The sequence below is a fragment of the Rhizobium sp. IY2 genome, from assembly GCF_047532935.1.
GTDB classification, from domain to species: Bacteria; Pseudomonadota; Alphaproteobacteria; order Rhizobiales; family Rhizobiaceae; genus Rhizobium; species Rhizobium anhuiense.
Genome location: NZ_JBLKNU010000002.1, coordinates 672,874 through 694,135, shown reverse-complemented (window position 1 = coordinate 694,135; position 21,262 = coordinate 672,874). Strand labels below are relative to the sequence as shown.

At 62.4% G+C, this 21,262-nt stretch carries 20 protein-coding genes; 7 read left to right on the top strand and 13 right to left on the bottom strand.

The genetic code is table 11. From position 1 onward, the window contains the following. Nucleotides 1-2: 2 nt before the first annotated feature. The 3 genes from ACMUVN_RS11925 to ACMUVN_RS11915 form a co-directional block, all read right to left on the bottom strand. Nucleotides 3-794 carry an HpcH/HpaI aldolase family protein gene (locus tag ACMUVN_RS11925; protein ID WP_097622741.1) on the bottom strand — a complete coding sequence of 264 codons (792 nt, stop codon included), beginning with the start codon at nt 792-794 and terminating at the stop codon, nt 3-5. A 100-nt stretch (nt 795-894) separates the two neighbouring features. Then, nucleotides 895-1,098: a hypothetical protein gene (locus ACMUVN_RS11920; RefSeq protein ID WP_047613481.1), complete on the bottom strand. Its 204-nt coding sequence runs from the start codon at nt 1,096-1,098 to the stop codon at nt 895-897. Nucleotides 1,099-1,193: 95 nt separating this feature from the next. After that, complete coding sequence (locus ACMUVN_RS11915; protein ID WP_097630749.1) at nt 1,194-2,096, bottom strand: choline sulfate utilization transcriptional regulator; 903 nt, start codon at nt 2,094-2,096, stop codon at nt 1,194-1,196. A gap of 95 nt (nt 2,097-2,191) precedes the next feature. Here ACMUVN_RS11915 and betC point away from each other — a divergent pair, with 95 nt between their 5' ends. Continuing rightward, nucleotides 2,192-3,706, top strand: a complete 1,515-nt coding sequence (betC, locus tag ACMUVN_RS11910) for a choline-sulfatase (protein ID WP_097630750.1) — start codon at nt 2,192-2,194, stop codon at nt 3,704-3,706. 15 nt (nt 3,707-3,721) lie between these two features. Here the strand turns inward: betC and ACMUVN_RS11905 are convergent, their stop codons facing one another. Further along, the gene (locus ACMUVN_RS11905; RefSeq protein WP_097622738.1) at nt 3,722-4,582 is read right to left on the bottom strand and encodes a sugar phosphate isomerase/epimerase family protein; all 861 of its coding nucleotides are present in this window, start codon (nt 4,580-4,582) and stop codon (nt 3,722-3,724) included. Nucleotides 4,583-4,647: 65 nt separating this feature from the next. Then, nucleotides 4,648-6,018 carry an amidase gene (locus tag ACMUVN_RS11900; RefSeq protein ID WP_414815140.1) on the bottom strand — a complete coding sequence of 457 codons (1,371 nt, stop codon included), beginning with the start codon at nt 6,016-6,018 and terminating at the stop codon, nt 4,648-4,650. 273 nt (nt 6,019-6,291) lie between these two features. Here ACMUVN_RS11900 and ACMUVN_RS11895 point away from each other — a divergent pair, with 273 nt between their 5' ends. After that, nucleotides 6,292-6,570 (top strand): hypothetical protein, encoded by a 279-nt coding sequence (locus ACMUVN_RS11895; RefSeq protein WP_052213315.1) that lies wholly within the window; start codon nt 6,292-6,294, stop codon nt 6,568-6,570. A 67-nt stretch (nt 6,571-6,637) separates the two neighbouring features. Beyond that, nucleotides 6,638-7,072 carry a DUF1810 domain-containing protein gene (locus ACMUVN_RS11890; RefSeq protein WP_097630752.1) on the top strand — a complete coding sequence of 145 codons (435 nt, stop codon included), beginning with the start codon at nt 6,638-6,640 and terminating at the stop codon, nt 7,070-7,072. Here ACMUVN_RS11890 and ACMUVN_RS11885 read toward each other — a convergent pair. Then, nucleotides 7,069-7,257, bottom strand: a complete 189-nt coding sequence (locus ACMUVN_RS11885; RefSeq protein ID WP_047612978.1) for a hypothetical protein — start codon at nt 7,255-7,257, stop codon at nt 7,069-7,071. The genes ACMUVN_RS11890 and ACMUVN_RS11885 overlap by 4 nt on opposite strands. A gap of 134 nt (nt 7,258-7,391) precedes the next feature. Next, nucleotides 7,392-8,015: a TetR/AcrR family transcriptional regulator gene (locus ACMUVN_RS11880; RefSeq protein ID WP_097630753.1), complete on the bottom strand. Its 624-nt coding sequence runs from the start codon at nt 8,013-8,015 to the stop codon at nt 7,392-7,394. 127 nt (nt 8,016-8,142) lie between these two features. Between ACMUVN_RS11880 and ACMUVN_RS11875 the strand changes: the two genes are divergently transcribed. Next, on the top strand, nt 8,143-8,358 hold the full coding sequence (locus ACMUVN_RS11875) for a hypothetical protein (RefSeq protein ID WP_047612976.1): 216 nt from the start codon (nt 8,143-8,145) through the stop codon (nt 8,356-8,358). A gap of 55 nt (nt 8,359-8,413) precedes the next feature. On the opposite strand, the gene ACMUVN_RS11870 is transcribed toward ACMUVN_RS11875, so the two are convergent. Beyond that, a complete protein-coding gene (locus ACMUVN_RS11870; RefSeq protein ID WP_063476037.1) occupies nt 8,414-8,941 on the bottom strand; it encodes a winged helix DNA-binding protein in 528 nt (175 codons plus the stop codon). Nucleotides 8,942-9,029: 88 nt separating this feature from the next. On the opposite strand from ACMUVN_RS11870, the gene ACMUVN_RS11865 reads away from it, so the two are divergent. Then, the gene (locus ACMUVN_RS11865; RefSeq protein ID WP_097630754.1) at nt 9,030-12,641 is read left to right on the top strand and encodes a hydantoinase B/oxoprolinase family protein; all 3,612 of its coding nucleotides are present in this window, start codon (nt 9,030-9,032) and stop codon (nt 12,639-12,641) included. Nucleotides 12,642-12,682: 41 nt separating this feature from the next. On the opposite strand, the gene ACMUVN_RS11860 is transcribed toward ACMUVN_RS11865, so the two are convergent. Beyond that, nucleotides 12,683-13,540, bottom strand: a complete 858-nt coding sequence (locus ACMUVN_RS11860; protein WP_063476261.1) for an SDR family oxidoreductase — start codon at nt 13,538-13,540, stop codon at nt 12,683-12,685. Nucleotides 13,541-13,697: 157 nt separating this feature from the next. Here ACMUVN_RS11860 and ACMUVN_RS11855 point away from each other — a divergent pair, with 157 nt between their 5' ends. After that, entirely contained in the window at nt 13,698-14,546 is an 849-nt protein-coding gene (locus ACMUVN_RS11855) for an IclR family transcriptional regulator (RefSeq protein WP_097630755.1), read from the top strand. A gap of 22 nt (nt 14,547-14,568) precedes the next feature. Here the strand turns inward: ACMUVN_RS11855 and ACMUVN_RS11850 are convergent, their stop codons facing one another. Together ACMUVN_RS11850 and ACMUVN_RS11845 are read right to left on the bottom strand one after the other, a co-directional pair. Next, nucleotides 14,569-15,777 (bottom strand): amidohydrolase/deacetylase family metallohydrolase, encoded by a 1,209-nt coding sequence (locus ACMUVN_RS11850; RefSeq protein WP_097630789.1) that lies wholly within the window; start codon nt 15,775-15,777, stop codon nt 14,569-14,571. Between the two features lie 267 nt (nt 15,778-16,044). Next, on the bottom strand, nt 16,045-16,917 hold the full coding sequence (locus ACMUVN_RS11845; protein WP_414815139.1) for a sigma-70 family RNA polymerase sigma factor: 873 nt from the start codon (nt 16,915-16,917) through the stop codon (nt 16,045-16,047). Nucleotides 16,918-17,043: 126 nt separating this feature from the next. On the opposite strand from ACMUVN_RS11845, the gene ACMUVN_RS11840 reads away from it, so the two are divergent. Beyond that, nucleotides 17,044-17,502, top strand: coding sequence for a carboxymuconolactone decarboxylase family protein (locus ACMUVN_RS11840; RefSeq protein ID WP_183844860.1), 459 nt, complete (start codon nt 17,044-17,046; stop codon nt 17,500-17,502). Between the two features lie 90 nt (nt 17,503-17,592). Here the strand turns inward: ACMUVN_RS11840 and rhaI are convergent, their stop codons facing one another. Then, nucleotides 17,593-18,885 carry an L-rhamnose catabolism isomerase gene (gene rhaI, locus ACMUVN_RS11835; RefSeq protein WP_414815138.1) on the bottom strand — a complete coding sequence of 431 codons (1,293 nt, stop codon included), beginning with the start codon at nt 18,883-18,885 and terminating at the stop codon, nt 17,593-17,595. Between the two features lie 218 nt (nt 18,886-19,103). After that, nucleotides 19,104-21,200, bottom strand: coding sequence for a bifunctional rhamnulose-1-phosphate aldolase/short-chain dehydrogenase (locus ACMUVN_RS11830; protein ID WP_183844859.1), 2,097 nt, complete (start codon nt 21,198-21,200; stop codon nt 19,104-19,106). Nucleotides 21,201-21,262: the final 62 nt, after the last annotated feature.

The following is a 21,262-nucleotide window of genomic DNA, read 5'->3' as shown; positions in this document are numbered from 1 at the left end:
GCTCAAACGGAAGCAATCCGGCGGGCGGCATTGATGGCCCGGCGGGCGCCGGAGCGCAATTGCGTGGTCTCCGCACCGGCAATGACCAGATCGAAGCCAAATTTCAGCAGTTCGCCGGCTCGTTCGCCATCGCCGGCATAGGCGCAGGCGAATTTGCCGTGAGCGCGGCAGCGCGAAACCGCATGCTGCATGGCGCTGTCGATCTCGGCGGCGTTCGGCGCCACCTGGTCGCCGTTCGACAGTGCGATCGAAAGATCGGACGGACCGACGAAAATGCCGTCGATCCCGGCAACACCCAGGATACCGTCGATTGCGTCGAGCGCCGCCCGGGTCTCGACCATGGCGATGGCGACGGTGAGCGCGTTGGCGTTCTTCAGATAATCATCACCCGACAGGCCGGTATAATTCAGCGCCAGCGACGGTCCCCAGCTGCGTTCGCCGGCGGGCGGGTATTTCGTGGTCCGCACCAGGGCTTGCGCGTCTTCGACCGAATTGATCATCGGCGCGATGATGCCGGAGGCGCCGGCATCGAGCAGGCGCGAGGCGGAAGCAAAATCGCCGACCGGAATGCGCGCCAGCGCCGGCTTGCCGGCAAGCCGCACCTGACCGACGGCGTTCGCCGCCGATGGCATGTCCCACATGCCATGCTGCATATCCAGCACGACGGCATCGAAGGCCTCCTGCGCCAGATGATTGACGAGCGTGGCGTCGGGAATGCCGACCCAGGCGGAGATCATGCCGCCCCGGTGGCTCCTGATCCGCTCCGCAAAGCCGTCGATTTCAGCTGCGCTCATGCCATTCTCCTCACTTCGACAGGCCGTCAGCGGCCAGATATTTCACCTCGAGGAGCTCTTCGGTGTCGAATTTCCTCGAAGCCATGCATGTTCTGCCGGCTCATCCTCTCCGGCGCAGCCGTGAAACGATGATTGTCACGGCAAGCCCGGCTGCAGCCGTGATGCTTCCCCAGAGAATCCAGATGCTCTGGTTGATCATGAAGCTGGATGACGGATAGGGAAAATAGCCGCTTCCCTGGGCGACCCAGATCAGCCCCGAGAGGATCATCAGCAATCCCACGACATATCCAATTGTGCGCCACATGCTTCGGCAACCCTTCTTATGAATCAGTGTCACAATGTCGACCGGCATCGTTGATGACAAGGCTTCTCTCCCAAACGCGACGATATTCCCGAATGTCATGTCCTGCCGACTTCATCCACCAGCCAGGTGCTGAGCCTTTCGCTATGAATATTTGCCGATTGCGGCGGTATCAGCCAGTAACCGCGGTCGGGCGCCTCGAGCGGCGGCCCGGCTTCCACCAGCATATGCGCGGAGAGAAGCGTGTCGACCAGCCCCATCCAGCCGATCGCCACGCCCTGCTCGCTGAGAGCAGCCTGGACGACCAGCGAATAGGTGTTGAAGCTGATATCCCCGCGGCCGGCATGGAGATCGCGCGTGACGGAGAATTCGGCAAGATAGCTTCGCCAATCGAACCAGGGTGGCGGCATCGGCGAATCGAGGTGGATCAGGATCGTCTTGGCAAGCTGCTGCGGATCGTCGAACGGGCCGTTGCGATCGAGAAATCCTCGTGTGCAGACGGGCACGACCTTTTCCTGCAACAGCAGCGATCCGAAGGCGCCGAATTCCGCCCGCGTCCCGAAAACCACCACTACATCTGCGTCGTCACCAAAGCCGGGCTCGAGCCGCTGGGTCGCGACGATCTGTATATCCGTTTCCGGATGAAGCTGGCGAAAGCCATGCATGCGCGGGATCAGCCAAAGGGCTGAAAAAGCATAGTCTGTTCTCAGCCTGACGACCGGTCTTTGAGCCTCGGTGCGGAAGCTGCGCGCCAGCGCATCGATATCACCGACGGTCTTGGCAGCGACCTGGAAAAGCCGCTCGCCCTCCGCGGTCAGCTCGACGCCGCGATGCTGGCGGCGCAACAGGCCGACCCCGAATTGCTCTTCCAGCCGCCGCATCTGATAGCTGACGGCCGGTTGCGTGAGCCCGATACGTGCTGCCGCCGACGAAAAGCTCCCGAGTGTCGCGACCTCGACGAAGATGCGCATCCAGCCAAGCTCGGGCGGGCGGTCTGACATAAAAAATCCTTTAGTCACCCATCGAAAAAAGCTGTCTTTACAGCCGTAACAATAAGCGATTGAATAAATTTCTCAAATAGCAAAAGAGGAATTCCATGCCGCGTCCGAATATCCTCATCCTGATGGTGGACCAGCTGAACGGGACCTTCTTTCCGGATGGCCCCGCGGATTTCCTTCATGCGCCGCATCTGAGATCATTGGCAGAGCGCTCCGTGCGTTTCACCAACACCTATACGGCAAGCCCGCTCTGCGCGCCGGCGCGAGCCTCCTTCATGTCCGGACAATTGCCGAGCCGGACGCGCGTCTATGACAATGCGGCGGAATTCGCCTCCGACATCCCGACTTACGCGCATCATCTGCGCGCTGCCGGATACCAGACGGCGCTATCAGGCAAGATGCATTTCGTCGGCCCCGACCAACTGCATGGCTTCGAGGAGCGCCTGACGACGGACATCTACCCGGCCGATTTCGGCTGGACACCCGACTATAGCAAGCCCGGCGAACGCATAGACTGGTGGTATCATAATCTCGGTTCGGTGACCGGCGCCGGTGTTGCCGAAATCACCAACCAGATGGAGTATGACGACGAGGTCGCCTACCATGCCGCCCGCAAGCTGTTCGATCTCTCGCGTGGCCACGACGGACGCCCCTGGTGCCTGACCGTCAGCTTCACCCATCCGCACGACCCGTACGTCGCGCGCCGCAAATTCTGGGACCTTTATAAGGATTGCCCGGCCCTTGATCCGGCAGTTGCGCCGATTGCCTTCGAGCGGCAAGACCCGCATTCGCAGCGCCTGATGAAAGCCTGTGACCACGATGCCTTCGACATCAGCGATGAGCAAATCAGGCGGGCAAGGCGGGGCTACTTCGCCAATATCTCCTATGTCGATGACAAGATCGGCGAGATTCTCGGCGTCCTGGAACGGACCCGCATGGCGGAAAATGCGATCATTCTCTTCGCCTCGGACCATGGCGACATGCTCGGGGATCGCGGCCTCTGGTTCAAGATGAACTTCTTCGAAGGATCGGCCCGCGTTCCGCTGATGATCGCAGCCCCCGGCTGGAAGCCCAAACGCATCGATCAGCCCGTCTCCACGCTCGACGTGACGCCGACGCTCGCCGGTCTCGCTGGGATCGATATCGCTTCGTTGAAACCATGGACCGAGGGCGAGGATCTGGCATTGCTTGCCGAAGGCACCGGCAATCGCAGCCCGGTGCCGATGGAATATGCCGCGGAGGGTTCCGAAGCACCGCTCGTCTGCATTCGGGACGGACGGTACAAGCTCTCGCTCTGCGAGAAGGACCCGCCGATGCTGTTTGACCTCGAGGCCGATCCCCAAGAACTCGACAATCTGGCGGCCGACCCGGCGCACGCCGACATCTTGGCAAGGCTTGCCGAACAGGCCGGGCGCCGCTGGAATCTTGCCGCTTTCGACGCAGCCGTGCGCGAAAGCCAGGCGCGCCGCTGGGTGGTCTATGCAGCGCTGCGCAACGGCGCCTATTATCCATGGGACTACCAGCCGCTGCAGAAAGCCTCGGAGCGCTATATGCGCAACCACATGGATCTCAACGTGCTGGAGGAAAACCAGAGGTTCCCGCGCCAGGAATGAGCGAAACGCCTCTGATTAAGCCGTCCTGCGCGCCGGCACCTCGCGCAGGAAATCCTCGATGAACGCCTTTTGCAACAGAATGCCGTCCCATTCATCGGGGAAGAAGGGCGAGTCGTAGATCAGCGTGAAGGGACCGTCGTAGCCGGCCCGCTCGCACATCTCCAGGCACTTGCGATAATCGTCGGCATCGAGGCCGGTGACGCCATAATCGGCCTTGGCGTGGCAAATTTCCGCCCGGCCCATGATGTCGGCCAGGCCTTCATATTTCGCCGGCGCCGCCCAGTTGCCGAGGTCGCCGTTGAGGCCGACCTTGCCGTCCAGCCGGTCCAGCAGCCAGTTCATCTCGATGGGCGACGGCAGCAGGTCGAACCAATTCTCGACGACGACGCGCACGCCGCTGCCTTCTGCCTTTCCGCCCAGCCAGTTCAGATGACGGGCGGCGCGGGCAAGGTTTTCCTCCGTCGGTTTCTGCTTGCCGGCGATGACGCGCATCCTTTGCGCTCCAAGGGCAGCGGCGATATCGATCCACTCCGCCATCCATTTGACGTCGCGTTCGGCCGTCTCGGGATGGCTCGGATCGCCGTCCTCGACAAGCAGCGTCTGGAACAACACGTTCGAGGCCGCCATCGCATCACGCAACTCGCTTATATAGGCAGCATCGAGGCTCGGCAGATGGAAGGAGCAGATCTCCAGCCGGTTGATGCCGCGCGCCGAGAGTGCCGCCGGCACGTCGATCAGCGCTGCGGCGCCGGGGCCATAGGGTTCCTTCGGCGCGGCACTTTTATCAGGATCGGGGCTATAGGCATGCACGGCGCCGAGCAGCCGATGCAGCGACCATGTCGAAACCGCGAAACGTCCGTTTTGCAAAACCTGCACGTGTCTTCCTCCAGGATCTCCCCCTGCCATCAATGGCAATAAAAGCCCGGCGGTTCAATTGCAATTCAGGCGAAATCGCCGCGGATGACCGCCTCGGCGGCAAGGGCAAACCCCAGCAGCGCCTCATCGCGATGGCGGGTCGCCGACAGCAGCAGGCCGACCGGCATACCGGCCTCTCCCGTGCCGCAGGGAACGGAAACGCCGCACCAGTCGAGGAAATTGCCGAGTGCGGTGTTGCGCAGCGTCTTGTTGTTCGTTGCGAAGAACAGCTCGTCATCCTGCTCCAGCGGTCCGATCGGCGGCGCGACATGGGCAACGGTGGGAAAGGCAATCAGCCGGTCGCCGACAAGCCGCTCGACATCGGCGATCAGGCGGCTGCGCGCCTCGAGAATTCGGAGGTAATCGGGCAGCGTCGTCTTGCTTCCGAGCCGCGTGCGCATGACGACACGGTGATCCATTCTGTCCGCATCCGGTCCGTCCAAGCGTTCGCGGTGAAGTGCAAAAGCCTCCGCCGTCACCAGCGGACCGTATCTCGTCATCAGATCGAAGATCTCGTTGAAGGCGGGGATGACAGTGCGGGCGACATGGGCGCCGGCCTTTTGGAGACGTTCCAGAGCCGCCTCGAACGCAGCGACGACGCCGGGTTCGGCTCCGTCGAAGACGACATTCTCAGGCACGATCAGTTCCAGCTCCTGCAAGGCGCGTTCAATGACCGCCGGCGCCGTCAATCCACGCATCGCCGCATCGATCCAGACCGCATCCCTGACGCTGCGGCAGAGCGGCCCCAGCGAATCCAGGCTCTTTGCCAGCGGATAGACGCCTGCCATCGCATGGCGGCCGCGTGTCGCCTTGTAGCCGACGATACCGTTGAAGGCGGCGGGGATGCGCACCGAGCCGCCGGTATCGGTGCCCATGGCGACCGGCACCAACCCGGCCGCGACGGCGACGCCGGCGCCGGAGGAGGAGCCGCCGGGAATGCGCGGGAGATCGGTGCCACGCGGATTAACCGGCGTGCCGTAATGCGGATTGATTCCGAGGCCGGAAAAGGCAAATTCGCTCATATTGGTGCGCCCAACGGCGACCATGCCCGCGTGCCTGAGCAAACCGACGACGGCCGCATCGCGCTTGGCGGGCGCGTCCGCCGCCAGGACGACGGAACCGGCTGTCGTCGGCACGCCCTCCATGTCGAAAAGATCTTTCCAGGCGATCGGAATTCCGTCCAACAATCCCAGCGAGCGCCCTTCCCGCAGACGGTTCGAGGCGGCGCGCGCCTCCTCCATCGCCCGGCTTTCGGTAAGCGCGGTGAAGACAGCCTTGTCGGCATAATGCGCGATGGAATCGAAGACCGTCTCGGCCACTTCAAGCGGATCGGCCGCACCGCCTTGAATGAGGAGAGAAAGCTGGGCGACCGACATCGCGCCGAAGGATTTGCTCATGAGACGATCCAGAAAAAAGATGACCCTCTGAACTACCCCGGATCATTCCGACGGGCCAGAGCTTCACGATATTTTGCGTTTATTAGTGCGATTTTTTGAACACTGAGTTTGCATATCGCCCCTTCAATTGCCACGATCGAAGACACACATGCTGCACGCATGCGAAGCCGCTTCGGCATGAGGGCGAGAGCTTACTCTTGAGAGGCCGGCTGCGCATGTGTTGCAGGAGTAATTAAAATGACAGATTGTGAAACTTTGAGCCGTCGCCAGGATATGGTGACCCTCCATGCGAAAGAGGATGAAACCACCGGCTTGGGCGAGCGCGACTATGTAGACCATGTCAGCGCCCAGAAACTTTCGCCCTTCGAGCGCATCGTCGTGGTCGGAGCCTTGGTTCTCTTGAGCTTTGCGGGCTTCGCCGCATATTCTTCCGGTGGTACGGACCCGATGACGACATCAGCCATTGCCGCCACATCAGATGATAACACGCCGCATCATCCGGCTTACGGCCATTGCCGTGACAGCAGCCCCTACGCTGAAAGGGTCTGCTAACAGGAAAGCTAGCTCGCCGGGCATGGAGACCTTGGCCCAGGCTGCGTTGACAGCAGGAAAAGGGACCATGGCCGGTGACATCGACTACGACTTCGACCGCTTCATCGATGCCCAGAACGGCGTCTATGAACAGGCGCTGTCGGAACTGAAGGCCGGGCGCAAGACCTCCCATTGGATGTGGTTTATTTTTCCGCAGATCGCCGGTCTCGGCACCTCTGCAATGGCCGAAAAATATGCGATCCGTTCGGCTGAGGAAGCCACCGCCTATCTCGCCGATCCCATTCTCTCAAGCCGGCTGTTGCGCTGTGTCGAGGCGATCTTGTCGGTTGACGGCCGATCAGCGCATGAAATCCTGGGCTCGCCGGACGACCTCAAGCTCCGCTCCTCGATGACCTTGTTTGCCGCCATCAGCGACCATGGGTCGCCCTTCCACCGGGTGATCGAGCATTTCTATCAGGGAAAATTCGACGAGCGGACGACGGAGATCCTTGGCGCGGATTAGCCGCCCGGCCTGCTCTCCAGCGTCGCAATTTCCTCGGAGATCTCGCTCAACCGCTGACGCAGATCGCTGTCAGTGCCATCATCGACTTCTTCCTCGCCGAAACAATAGCGCGCATCATGAAGCTCCAGCTTGGCTTCGAGCTCGGCGCGTTTGGCATATAGGCGCTTGAGATAGACGTAGTTCATCTCCCTGCCTCCACATTGCCCTCCGGTGATGGAAAAACGACACGGAAGCGGTAAGGTTCCCCGACTGCATGGTTCAAAATGCTACGCGTGTCCTTCGCGCGTCTGAAAAGACGCGCGGCGCTTTAGAGTGGCGGTCAGGCGAAAGAGGCAATCGCTGCGTTGCAGGCCTTGGCGAAATGACCGCAGCAGTTGGCAGTGCCCATGGCTTGGCGCGTGACGCGCGCACCCTCGAGCAGCAGTGTCAACGTATCGGCAAGAAGCTCGGGTTCGCGCGCACCGGCCGCCGAACAGAGCGCGGCCAGGCGATCACGCTGTTCGGCCTTGTGCCGCTCGATCATCTCGTGGGCGGGATGGCCCTCGCCCTTCAGCTCGATGGCAGCATTGGCGAGATCGCAGCCGGCAGGCTCGCCGTTCAGACATTGCGCCCGCGTCTCCACCCAGGCGTAGAGCTGGGCGCGCGGATTGCCGGGATAGGCCGCTTCCAGATCGTGCCAGATGGCGCCGGCCTTTTCGGAGGCGCGGCGCAGCGTTTCGCAGACGAGCTCGTCCTTTGAGCCGAAATGCCGGTAGAGCGTCATCTTGTTGGTGAGCGCCGCGTCGGCGATGGCATCGACGCCGATCCCGCGAATGCCGCGCTCGCGGAAAAGCTCCGAGGCGGTCGAGACGATACGCTCCCGCGGCGGGATGCGATCTTCTGAAACGACTACAGAGATTTCATTCGAAGTTTCTGATTTTTTTGCGGACGTAGTCCTTGACATCAATGTGACCGATCGGTAACAAATGCATTGTTACTTACCGGTAACACCACGAACTGCGAAAGTCAATGCCGAGGGTATGGCAGCGGCAAGTGGAACACGGGCGACCGCCCACGAAAGGAGGACAACCATGAGAAAGACCAGAGACGACCTGACGATATCCGAAGCTCTTCGCGACCCCCTGATCGCCATGGTGTTGCGCGCCGACGGCGTGAAGCTTGAAGACTTCAAGCAGCTCCTGGAGACGGCCGCCGGCAAACGCGAACCGCGGCCGACTTCGGTGGGCAACGTGATCGGAGCGCTTGCAAGCCGCGCCAATCTGCCGGCAATGCCCTGCTTCGGCTGAACACGCCGCCTGAAAATTTCGGGGGATCTCTCCCTGCCCCCGTCAAGGGCTGCCGTCAGAAAGAGGCGGCGGCCCTTGCCGCTTGATCGTAATGGCCCGACAGCGCCCGGAGCGTGGCGGCCACCGCCGATGTCGCTGCGGCATCGAGGCCGAGCCCCTTGACCGATTCCACCAGCAGCGCCTCCCGCACCGCCCGGTATTTCAGGCAGGTTTCAACGCCCTTTCCGGTAGCGGCAACCAGCTTCTCCTTGCCCGCCCGGGTGCTTGTCACCAGGCCGCGCTTTTCCAGCTTCTTGATTGCATAAATCACCAGATGCGTATCCTCGACACCGAGCACGCTGCAGAGATCGCCGAGCCGCTTCGGCCGTTGCCGGTGAGCCACCGAATGCAGCACCAGCACGTCGATCGCGGCGCATCCGGGCTCGCCCGCGGCCGTCATGCAGCGTACCATCCAGCGGTCGAAGGCGTTGCCGGCGAGGATAAGGCCGAACTCGAGCTCCGAAAGGGCCGGAAGCGCGCCATCGGCGAGATGGGCTGAGGAGACGATCGGTCCGATTTCCTGTCGTCCGTGTCCATCCGACATGCGCATCCCTCCATGATCCAAGAGGGAAAACGTTGACATTTTATCGATAAATCGTCAATAAAATTTCAGTTTAACAGGAGACCGGACGATGGGCAGGCAATGGGATTTCTGGGTCGATCGCGGCGGCACGTTCACCGATATCGTCGCACGCGGTCCGGACGGTTCGCTCATCGCCCATAAGCTGCTCTCAGAAAATCCGGAAGCCTATCGCGACCCGGCCGTGCACGGCATCCGTGAATTGCTTGGCCTTGAGCCGGGCGAACCGATCCCTTCCGACCTCATCGGCGCGGTGAAGATGGGAACGACGGTCGCCACCAATGCCCTCCTGGAACGCAAGGGCGATCCAACCCTCTTGGTGACGACGAAGGGGTTCCGCGATGCGCTGGAGATCGGCTACCAGGCCCGCGCCGATATCTTCGCCAAGAAGATCGTCAAGCCGGAACTGCTTTATGCCGATGTCATCGAGGCCGACGAGCGGGTGTTGGCGGACGGCACAGTGGAACGTGCCCTTAACGAGCATGACCTGCGACAAGCGCTTGAAGCCGCCTATGCCAGCGGCCTGCGCGCCGTCGCCATCGTCTTCATGCATGCCTACCGCTATCCCGAGCATGAGCAGCAGGCCGCCGCCATCGCCAGCGCAATCGGTTTCACGCAGATCTCGCCCTCGCATGTCGTTTCACCGCTGATCAAGCTCGTCGGGCGCGGCGACACCGCCGTCGTCGATGCCTATCTGTCTCCGGTTCTCCGGCGTTATGTTGATCAGGTTGCCGCCGAGCTCGGCACCGGCGACGCAGAAGGCCCGAAGCTGATGTTCATGCAGTCTTCCGGCGGGCTGACCGACGCGCACCTCTTCCAGGGCAAGGATGCGATCCTGTCCGGCCCCGCCGGCGGCGTGGTCGGCGCGGTCGAGGTCTCGCGCATCGCCGGCTTTGACCGAATGATCGGCTTCGACATGGGCGGCACTTCGACTGATGTCTCGCATTACGACGGCGAACTGGAACGCGCTTTCGAGACTGAGGTCGCCGGTGTGCGCATGCGCGCGCCGATGATGAAAATCCACACCGTTGCTGCCGGCGGCGGCTCGATCCTGAGTTATGACGGTTCGCGCTTCCGCGTCGGTCCCGATTCAGCCGGGGCGACGCCCGGTCCGAAATCCTACCGCCGCGGCGGTCCGCTTGCCGTCACCGACGCCAACATCATGACCGGCAAGCTGCTGCCGGATTTCTTCCCTGAAATCTTCGGGCCGGGGCAGGACCAGCCGCTCGATGCCGAGGCGGTGCGCAGCGCCTTTGCCGAGATGGCGCAGACGATCGCCAGCGGGCGGACGGCGGAAGACGTCGCCGACGGTTTTCTCGCCATCGCCGTCGAGAACATGGCCAATGCCATCAAGAAAATCTCCGTGCAGCGCGGCTATGACGTTTCGGACTATGCGCTCACCTGCTTCGGCGGCGCCGGCGGCCAGCATGCCTGCCTCGTGGCCGACAGCCTCGGCATGAAGACCGTGCTGATCCACCCCTTCTCCGGCATCCTTTCGGCCTATGGCATGGGTCTTGCCGATATCCGCGCCACGCGCCAGCGCGCCGTCCTGACCGAACTCGACACGGCCTTGACGACGATCGGCGCCGTCAGGGCCGAGCTGGAAGAGGAGGTGCGTGGGGAAATGACGCTGCAAGGCGTCGAGGCGGCCGATCTGGAGATCGTCACCCGACTGCACCTGCAATATAAGGGCACCGACACGGCCCTGCCCGTTGCTTTCGGGCAGCAGGAGGAGATGGCGCAAGCCTTTGCCGTCGCCCACAAGAAGCAGTTCGGCTTCATCTTCGACGACCGGCCTGTTGTCGTCGATTCCATCGAAGTCGAGGGCATCGGCGGCGGCGCCGACATTCAGGAGGCGGACATTCAGGCGGACGCCTCGGCGCCGGAAGCGCTGCGCACCACCCGCTTCTATTCCGGCGGAACATGGCACGAGGCCGGCATCTTCAAGCGCGAGGCGCTAAAGCCGGGCGCCGTCCTCAAAGGCCCCGCGCTGATCATCGAACCGCATCAGACGATCGTCGTCGAGGCGGGCTGGCAGGCAAGGCTCACCGGCCGCAACCATATCGTCCTCATCCGCGAAGTCCCGCTGTCGCGCAATGCGGCGATCGGCACCAGCGCCGACCCCGTCATGCTCGAAGTCTTCAACAACCTGTTCATGGCGATCGCCGAGCAGATGGGCGTGACGCTGCAGAACACCGCCCATTCTGTCAATATCAAGGAGCGGCTCGATTTCTCCTGCGCCGTCTTCGACCGCACCGGCGCGCTCGTCGCCAACGCGCCGCACATGCCGGTGCATCTAGGCTCCATGGACCGTTCGGTCGAAACGATCATCCGCCTCAACCAAGGCAACATCCGCCCGGGCGACGTCTTCGCGCTCAACGCACCGTATAATGGCGGCACGCATCTGCCCGACATCACCGTCGTCACGCCTGTTTTCGACGATGCCGGAGAGGTCATCCTCTTCTATGTCGCCTCGCGCGGCCATCATGCCGATATCGGCGGCAAGGCGCCGGGCTCGATGACCCCGCGGGCGACGAAGGTCGATGAGGAAGGCGTGCTGATCGACAATTTCCTGCTGGTCGATAAGGGGCGTTTTCGTGAGGCCGACTTCGCGGCGATGTTGACGGACCACCCCTACCCCGCCCGCAATCCTGCCCAGAATGTCGCCGACGTGAAGGCGCAGATCGCCGCCAACGAAAAGGGCGTGCACGAATTGCGCAAGATGGTCGCCCATTTCGGGCTCGACGTCGTCGAAGCCTATATGGGCCATGTCCAGGACAATGCCGAAGAAAGCGTGCGCCGGGTCATCGCCCGGCTGAGCGACAGCGAATTCACCTACCCCACCGATCAGGGCGCCGTCATCAAGGTGAAGATCACCGTCGACAGGAAGGCGCGCGAGGCAACGGTCGACTTCACCGGCACGAGCGCACAGCAGCCGACCAATTTCAATGCGCCGGAACCGGTGACACGCGCCGCCGTGCTCTATGTCTTCCGTGTCATGGTCGAGCAGCCGATCCCGATGAATGCCGGTTGCCTGCGGCCGATCCGCATCATCGTGCCCGACGGCTCGATGCTGCGCCCGGCCTATCCGGCCGCGGTCGTCGCCGGCAATGTCGAAACCAGCCAGCATGTGACCAATGCGCTGTTCGGAGCGCTCGGAACACTGGCGGCAGCCCAGGGCTCGATGAACAACCTGACTTTCGGCAACGCCACCTATCAATATTACGAGACGATCTGCGCCGGCGGCCCCGCCGGCGTGCTCAATGACGGCACCGGCTTCAGCGGCGCCGATGGCGTGCACAGCCACATGACCAATTCGCGGCTGACCGATCCCGAGGTGCTGGAATTCCGTTTTCCCGTCGTGCTGGAAGATTTCCACATCCGCCGCGGTTCCGGTGGCAAGGGGCAATATAGTTCCGGCGGCGGTACCGAGCGCACCATCCGCTTCCTGGAGACGATGGATTGCAGCATCCTCTCCTCGCACCGTACGATCCGGCCTTTCGGCCTGTTCGGCGGGGAAGACGGGCAGTTGGGGAAAACCGAGATCCGCCGCGGCGACGGCCAAGTCGAAAAGCTGGAAGGCTGCGATCAGGCGATACTCGCAGCCGGTGACGCCGTAATCATCACGACGCCGACCGGCGGTGGCTACGGCAAGCCGGTTTAGCTCCTATCTAGGAACCGCTGAACACTTCCAGGCGACATGCATTAGAGAATGGGCTTGCCGCCGGTGACCGCGATTGTCGCGCCGGAGACATAGCTCGACAAGGGATCGGCCAGCATCACATAGGCTGTGGCAAGCTCGGCCGGCTGGCCCGGCCTCTTCATCGGCACCTGCTTGCCGAAATTGCTGACGCTTTCTTCCGGCAGCGTCGAAGGGATGAGCGGCGTCCAGATCGGGCCCGGCGCCACCGCATTGGCGCGAATGCCTTTCTCGGCCAGAAGCTGGGCAAGGCCGGCAGTGAAATTCTGGATCGCGCCCTTGGTCGTCGCATAGGCAAGTAGCGTCGGGTTCGGATTGTCCGAATTGATCGAGGCCGTGTTGATGATGGCGCTGCCGGGCTTCATATGGGCGACGGCTGCCTTGGTCAGGTAGAACATCGCATGGATATTGACCTTGAAGGTCAGTTCCCACTCCTCGTCGCTGATCTCGTCGATACTCTTGAAGCTCGCCTGATGCGCGGCGTTGTTGACGAGAATGTCGATACCGCCCAGTTCCTTGACCGCCGTCTCGACGATCTGCCTGCAGTGGGCGGGATCCTGGATGTCGCCGCTGACGAGCACAGCCTTGCGCCCGGCCTGCTCGACGAGCCGTTTCGTCTCGTCGGCATCCTCATCCTCGTCGAGATAGGAGATCAGCAGATCGACGCCTTCACGGGCATAGGCAATCGCCACGGCCCGACCGATGCCGCTATCGCCGCCGGTGATGATCGCCCGCTTGCCCTTGAGCCGTTCGGATCCGCGATAGCTTTTTTCGCCATGGTCGGGAATCGGTTCCATCTGCGCGGTAAAACCCGGCATCGGCTGTTTCTGGGATGGGAAGGGTGGTGTTGGATAATTCGTCATCATGACCTCCTGGGTTGAGGGGCAAACTCAGGCTGCGGCTGGTTGTTCCAACGTCAGTCCACCGCCATCACATCCGCCCAGACGATCAACCTACAAGATGTTGCGATTTGCCACGGCGACAGCTATGCCATAGTAATGTAACATAATCGCAGTTTTCATGAGGTGCGTGGAATTGGACGGAAAGACATCACCCGCAGTTTATTCCGAAGATGAGAGCGTTGCCGGCGAGGCCGGTGGCAAGGGTGCTCGCCGCGCGCGTGTTAGCGGTATCGACCGTGCGCTGCAGGTGATCGATCATCTCTATGAGACCGGATCGCCCGCCGGCGTCTACGCTATCGCCAAGGCGGTCAAGGCGCCGCTGTCGACCGTTTACGTCATCGTCGACGATCTCGTCGAGAAGAACATGCTGACGCGCCAGGCCGACGGCTCGATCTGGCTCGGCGCCCGGCTCTATCACTACGGCCTTGCCTATGCGCGGTCGCTGGATTTCATGAGCATCGCCACCCACGAGATGCACGATCTCTGCCGCCAGGCCAGCGAAACCGTGCAGGTCTGCGGCCGCGACGGCGATTATATGCTGGTGCTGGCCATGGCCGACGGCCCGAGCCACTTCCAGGTGGCCTCCCGCGTCGGCACCCGGGTGCCGCTGAACTGGACGGCGTCCGGTCGCCTGCTCGTCGGCCACCTGCCCGAAGACGAGCGCATCGAATTGTTCAAGCGCTGCGCCCGCTCTTCCCCGACCGGCCGCGCCGAGATCGATCCGAGCACACTGTCGGAAGCCGCCGCCAAGGCCTTCGAGTCGCGCCTGTCGATCCAGGCGGGGGAATCGGATTATGCGGTTGCCTGCATCGCCTCGCCGATCTGCGACCGCGACGGCCAGTGCGTCGCCACCATTTCCATCGTGCTGCCGGAACAGAAGGCCTTTTCCGACGAGAACCACTACACCGCGCATGTGCGCAGTTCGGCGGAACGGATCGAAAAGCTGATGGGCTGGCGCAACCGCTGAGCGTCGCCCTCTTCAGCCAATCCTACCTGTAGGAATAGCCGTGGCTGTGGCGCACCAGCTTGCGTGCCCGCGGCACATAGCGGCTGGCGGCGAAGGCATCGGCGCCGATCACCGCGTAGCGCGGCTCGAACAATTTGTTGAGAACCGAGACGTCGCCATTGGAATCCGTCGCCTCGAGGTCGGAATCGACCAGGTCGAAAATCGTGAATTCGGCTTGAGAGCCGACCGAAAGCCGGTTCTCCATCGACAGCTTGATGACGGATGCCGGCGCATGGGTGACGGCTTCCACCACCTTGTCGAAAGGCATGCCGACGCTCAGCAGCTTCGACATCGTCGTCGCCAGGTCCCAGACCGGGAAGTTCATCGAATGGCCATGCAGGTCGGTCGAGATCGAGAACGGCAGCAGCCCGCGCGCAATCGCCGCTTCGGCGACCTTGAAGGAGAAGGAGGCGCCGCCATGGCCGATGTCGAGACGGATGCCCTCGGAGGCGCAGCGCTCGGCAAGGCTGAAGAGGTCCTCGTCCTCCATGATGCTCGAACCGGCCTTACCGTTGAAGCAATGGGTGACGACGTCGCCGGGGCCGAGGATCTCGAGCACTTCGTCGTAGAGTGCCGGCGGCTCGCCGACATGCACCATCATCGGCACTTTCAGGATTTTAGCGATCTTCTTGCCAAGCTTGACCGGCGTGACGCCCCAGGAGCCGGTGATGACATGGCTGGCGCGCACCTTGATGCCGACGATATACTCGCTGTTTTCGGCATAGACTTCGAGGATGCGGTCGAGATCGATATCTCTTATATCCCTGAGTTCGGCGACGCGATTGCAGGCGACGAGGCCGATCGAGCCCAGATTCAGGAAGGCCTTGATGCGCTCGCGCGAGGGCTCGATGATATATTCGCGGAAGCCATGGAAATTCGCCTCACCGGCCGAACCGGCATCGACCAGCGTGGTGACACCGCGCTCGACACCGCACTCGGAGGGACGGATAGAAATGTCGGTGCCGCCGTGCCAGATATGCACATGCAGGTCGACCCAGCCGGGTGAGATGAAGGCGCCCTTGCCGTCGATGCGCGCTACATCCTGCGAGACCGCAAGCGACGGAGCAATCTCGGCGATCCTGCCGTCGGCATTGACGAGAATGTCGATCACCCCCTCGGACGTGCCCGCAGCGAAAGCCATCGGTTTGACATTGGTGAGGAGGAGCGGCTTCTTCGCCTGATCGCCGGACATGATATGCATTCCTTTCGAAGTCTCGGACCGAGATCACTCTCGGTCATCTCTTGTCATCATGGAAAAGGTGGGGGAAGCTGGAGATGATGCCGCAGCGCATATCCATCACAATTCCATAATTATGCTATATAAATCTTTATAATAGAATAAGGCCGGACACACCGCTGTCAAGGAAAATGACACGGCCCCCGCCACTGAGGAAACGCCAGCGGCACGCTCCTTTCGAAGCGCGCCTGTTTCGAAGATCCGGAAAATTGACGTTTGTTTTCAATCTCGAAGGATCGAATAGTCGAGCCGTTCCAGGTGATCCGGATCGGCGATGGCGTCGATCGCGGCGATCCTGCCATCGTCGATCGTCAGCGCCACCACGACGCGCAGCTGGCCCGCGATCTGCACGACGAATCCGAGCTCGCCACCGACGATGGCGATTTCGGCTGCCTGGGCCCGGCCCTTGAAGGCTTCGGCCACCTGAGCTGCGCCGCGCATCATCTCGCCAATGGTGCCGAAGCGGGCGGCCGTCGCATCCGGCCGGAAGACGACGTCAGGAGCAAGCACCGCGATCAAGCCTTCCAGATCGCCGTTCCGCGACGCGGTCAGAAAGGCCTCGGCGATCGTCCGCTTGCGCCCGAGATCGACATCAGGCGCTTCGTCCAAGCCCTGCACCCGGCGGCGGGCGCGGCTTGCGAGCTGGCGGGTGGCGGCCGACGAACGGCCGATGATCGGGGCGATCTCGTCGAAGGGCAGATCGAACATGTCGTGCAGCACGAAGGCGACACGTTCGGCGGGCGCCAATGTCTGCAGCACCACGAGCAGTGCCATACCGACCGAGTCGGCAAAGGCGGCCTCACGCTCTGGATCGTTCGCCGGATCGGCGATCCCGGCGTGGAGCGGCGCCTCCAGCGGCTCCTCGCGCCGGGTCTTGCGGGCGCGCAGCATGTCGAGGCAGATGCGCGCCACCACCGTCGTCAGCCAGCCGCCGAGATTGCCGACCCCTGTCGTGTCCGTGCGGTGGAGCCGCAGCCAGGCCTCCTGAGCGGCATCATCTGCCTCGCTGCGCGAGCCGAGCATGCGATAAGCGGCAGCCCTCAGGTGCGCCCTGTTCGCCTCGAATTCATCGGCCAGCCATTTTTTCTCGTCCATGTGTCACATTCCTCCGCTGCGTTCCGTCAGAGCCATGACGCATGAAACCCGGCCGATGTGACAGCGCCGGCGGATCGTCAAACGACAAACGCATCAAGGAGACATATCATGCAGGAAAAATTGGTCATGCAGGAGAGAATGGGAAATCCAGCCCTCGTCCTTCCCGCGGCCATGCAGGCGCTCAATGCGCTCAGCAAGGTGCCGACAGAAACCGGTCTTTCGCTAAAGCTGCTCGAACTCGTCAATCTGCGCGCCAGCCAGATCAACGGCTGCAGCGTCTGCATCGATGGTCATTGGCGCATTGCCCGCAAACACGGCGAGACCGACGAGCGGCTCTTTGCCGTCGCCGGCTGGCGCGACGCCCCCTATTATAGCAATGCCGAACGCGCCGCGCTTGCGCTCACCGAGGCGATCACCCGCCTCAGCGATCGGGCGGATCCGGTGCCGGATGATATCTGGGATGAAGCGACCCGGCACTACGATGGCAAGAGCCTTGCGGCCCTCGTCGTCGCCATCGCCAATATCAATATCTGGAACCGGCTGAACGTCGCCACCCGACAGGTCGCAGGGCAATGGAAGCCGTAAAACGGCGAGCCGCCGGCAGTGCATCACCTCTGCGCTGCCGGCGGCCACTTTTTGTTGGCATGACCTCAGATCATGCGAGACGATTGACGCTCAGATGATACCGCCGCCGCCGGCAGCGGAAGCCGGACGCTCGGCCGCCACTTTCTTGCGGTAACCGCTGGCGCGGTAGACGGCGATCGGGTCGATCGCGCCGCCGGCCCTACGGCGGGCTTCGGCGAGGATCGGCTCGACATCGGCGCGATAGGCGCGCTTCAGCGTTTCTGACGCCATCAGCGCATCATTGTCGTCCTGATAACCGGAGAGTGCCTTGCGGTCGACGATCAGGGCCTGCGCATAGGCGCGGCGGATTTCGTTGGCGCTGTTGATCAGGCTTTCGATCGGGTCGGTGACATTGTGCGACTGGTCGATCATATGGGCCGGGTTGAAATCGTTGACGCCGCGCTGCTCGGCATCGACCAGCTCGTTGAACACCAGGAACAGCCGGTAAGGATCGATCGCGCCGGCATCGAGATCGTCGTCGCCATATTTCGAATCGTTGAAGTGGAAACCGCCGAGCTTGCCGAACTGGATCAGGCGGGCGACGATCATCTCGATATTGGTGTTCGGCGCATGGTGGCCGAGATCGACGAGGCAATAGGCCTTGGGGCCTAGCGTCTGGGCGATCAGGTAGTTGGTGCCCCAATCCTGCACGATCGTGGAATAGAAGGCCGGCTCGTACATCTTGTGTTCGGAGAACAGCTTCCAATCGTCGGGCAGCGCCTTGTAAATGTCAGCCATCGAGGCGAGGTAACGCTCGAAAGCCTTGGTGAAATGGCTCTGGCCGGGGAAGTTCGAGCCGTCGCCGATCCAGACCGTCAATGCCTTGGAGCCGAGCGCCTTGCCGATCTCGATGCATTCGAGATTGTGCTCGACCGCCTGCGCCCGCGTTGCCGCGTCGGTGTGGCTGAGCGAACCGTATTTGTAGGAATGCGCCTGGCCGGGCGCATCGGAAAAGGTGTTGGAATTCATCGCATCGAAGCCGAGGCCGAGCGCGTCGCCCTTGGCCTTCAACTCCCGTGCATCCGCCTTGTCCCAGGGAATATGCAGGGAGACATTCGACGTCGCCTGCGTCAGCTGATTGATGACGGCGCAATCGTCGAGCTTGTCGAAAATCCCACGCGGCTCGCCGGTGCCGGGAAAACGGGCAAAACGCGTACCGCCGGTGCCTACACCCCAGGAGGGAACGGCGACGAAGAATTCGGCAACCCTGCGGGTGACCGCCTCGATATCGACGCCGCGGCGGGCAAGCGCCGCGCCCAGCGCCTCGTAATCGGCTTTCAGCGCGGTTGCCCGCTTGTCGTTATCCGTTGCGACCAGATCCTGCGCGATCCTGAATTCGGCCATGTCTTCCTCCCGGTTATGCATTTTAAACATTGGGACTTTGCCGTGGCGGCAGCCCCTCATCCGCCTGCCGGCACCTTCTCCCCGTTCAGACGGGAAGAAGGGAATTTGCCGCGCCGTCTCCGTCCCGCCCCAACGTTTCGTCAGGCAAGTCCCCTCTCCCCGTCATGACCGGGAGAGGGTTAGGCTGAGGGGCCGGCGCATCCGCCGTCAATCAAAAATCAGCGCGTAAAGCTCTGCACGTTGCCGGCATCGACGTTGATGATGTTGCCGGTCGATTTCGCCGAAAGATCCGAAGCGAGGAAATAGATCGCCTCGGCGATATCTTCCGGAAACACGTTGAGTTTCAGCATCGAACGCTTGCGGTAATGTTCCTCGAGATCGTCCACCTCGATCTTGGACGAGGCGGCGCGCTGCTCGCGCCATTCGCCGCTCCAGATCTTCGAGCCGCGCAGGACGGCATCCGGGTTGACCGTGTTGACGCGGATGCCGGCATCGGCACCTTCCAGCGCCAGGCAGCGGGCGAGATGGATTTCGGCAGCCTTGGCGGTGCAATAGGCAGACGCGTTCGGCGAGGCGGCAAGACCGTTTTTCGAGGCGACGAAGATGACGTTGCCGCCGAGCGCCTGACGGCGGAACAGGCGGAACGCTTCACGCGAGACGAGGAAATAACCGGTCGCCAGAATATCGATATTGCGGTTCCAGGTCGACAGCTCGGTTGTTTCGATCGGCGCGGAGGAGGCAATGCCGGCATTCGAGACGAGGATATCGACGCCGCCGAATTCGACGCAGGCTTCCACGAAGGCGGCGATCACCGCATGTTCCTGGGTGACGTCGAGCCGGACGCTGCGGACGGCGTCGGCGCCATATTTCTTGACGAAATCAGCTTCGGTGCCCTCGAGCGCCGCCTGGTCGATATCGGCAAGCACCACGCAGGCGCCCTCGCCGACGAGGCGCGCGGCCGTCGCCCGGCCGATGCCGCCGGCGCCGCCGGTGACGAAGGCGACGCGGCCGGCGAGGCTCTTCGGCTTCGGCATGCGCTGGAGCTTGGCCTCTTCAAGCAGCCAGTATTCGATATCAAAGGCTTCCTGCTCCGGCAGGCCCTGATATTCCGAGACCGTCGACGCCCCGCGCATGACATTGATGGCGTTGACGTAGAATTCGCTGGCGATGCGGGCCGTCGCCTTGTCGCGAGCAAAGGACAGCATGCCGACGCCGGGGACGAGGAAGATGACTGGATTGGCGTCGCGCATGGCCGGCGAATTGTCATGCTTGCAGTCGTTGTAATAGCGGGCGTAATCGGCGCGGTAGTCCTCCAGCGCCTGGTCGAGACCGGCGACGATCGCGTCGACATCCGGCTTGGCCGGATCGAAATCGACGATCAGCGGGCGAATCTTGGTGCGCAGGAAATGATCCGGGCAGCTGGTGCCGAGCGCGCCGAGCGGGCGCAAATCCTTGGAATTGACGAATTCGAGCACGGCGTCCTGATCGTCGAAATGGCCGAGCTTGCGCTCCTGCTTGCCGATGCGGCCTCGGATTTCCGGCATCAGCCGGGCAGCGATGGCGCGGCGCTCGGCAACGGCCAGGCTCTGCGTGACGGCGCCGCCGAAAATCGTCTTTCCCTCGGTCTTTCCGGCAAACCAGACGATCGCCTTGTTGATGATATCGAGCGTCAGCTCATAGCAAGCCCTGGCGTCGTCAGCCCAGGTGAAGAGGCCATGGCTTTCGAGCACGACGCCCTTGGCATTCGGATTGGCGGCGACGAAAGCGCCGAGGTCGAGGCCGAGCTGGAAGCCCGGGCGACGCCAGGGCAGCCAGCCGATCTCGTCGCCGAAGATCTGCTGCGTCAGCTCCCTGGAATTCTTCGATGCGGCAATCGCGATGATCGCATCGGGGTGCATGTGGTCGACATGGGTGAAAGGCACGAAACCGTGCAGCGGCGTATCGATCGAGGCGGCGCGGGCGTTCAGGTTGAAGGTGCAGTGCGGCAGGAAGCCGACCATGCGGTCCTCATCCTCGACGCCCTTGTAGATGCCTTTCAGCGATTCCAGCTTGTCCTGGTAGAGTGTCGCGAAACCGTCGAGCTTGATCGTGCCGACATCGCCGCCCGAACCCTTGACCCAGAGCACCTTGACTTTGCCGCCGGTCAACGGATCGGTTTCCATTACCTTCGCCGAGGTGTTGCCGCCGCCGTAATTGGTGATGCGCTTGTCGGCGCCGAGCAGGTTGGAGCGATAAAGCAGCTTGCCGGGCTCGTCGAGACCTGCCGCGTAACCATCATCCCACCGGTTTTCCAGAAGCCGGACGTTCGCCGCCATGTCATCCTCCCATATGAAATCGTCATCGGGGCGCGAGGGTTCGCGCCCCTTTTCGTTGACGG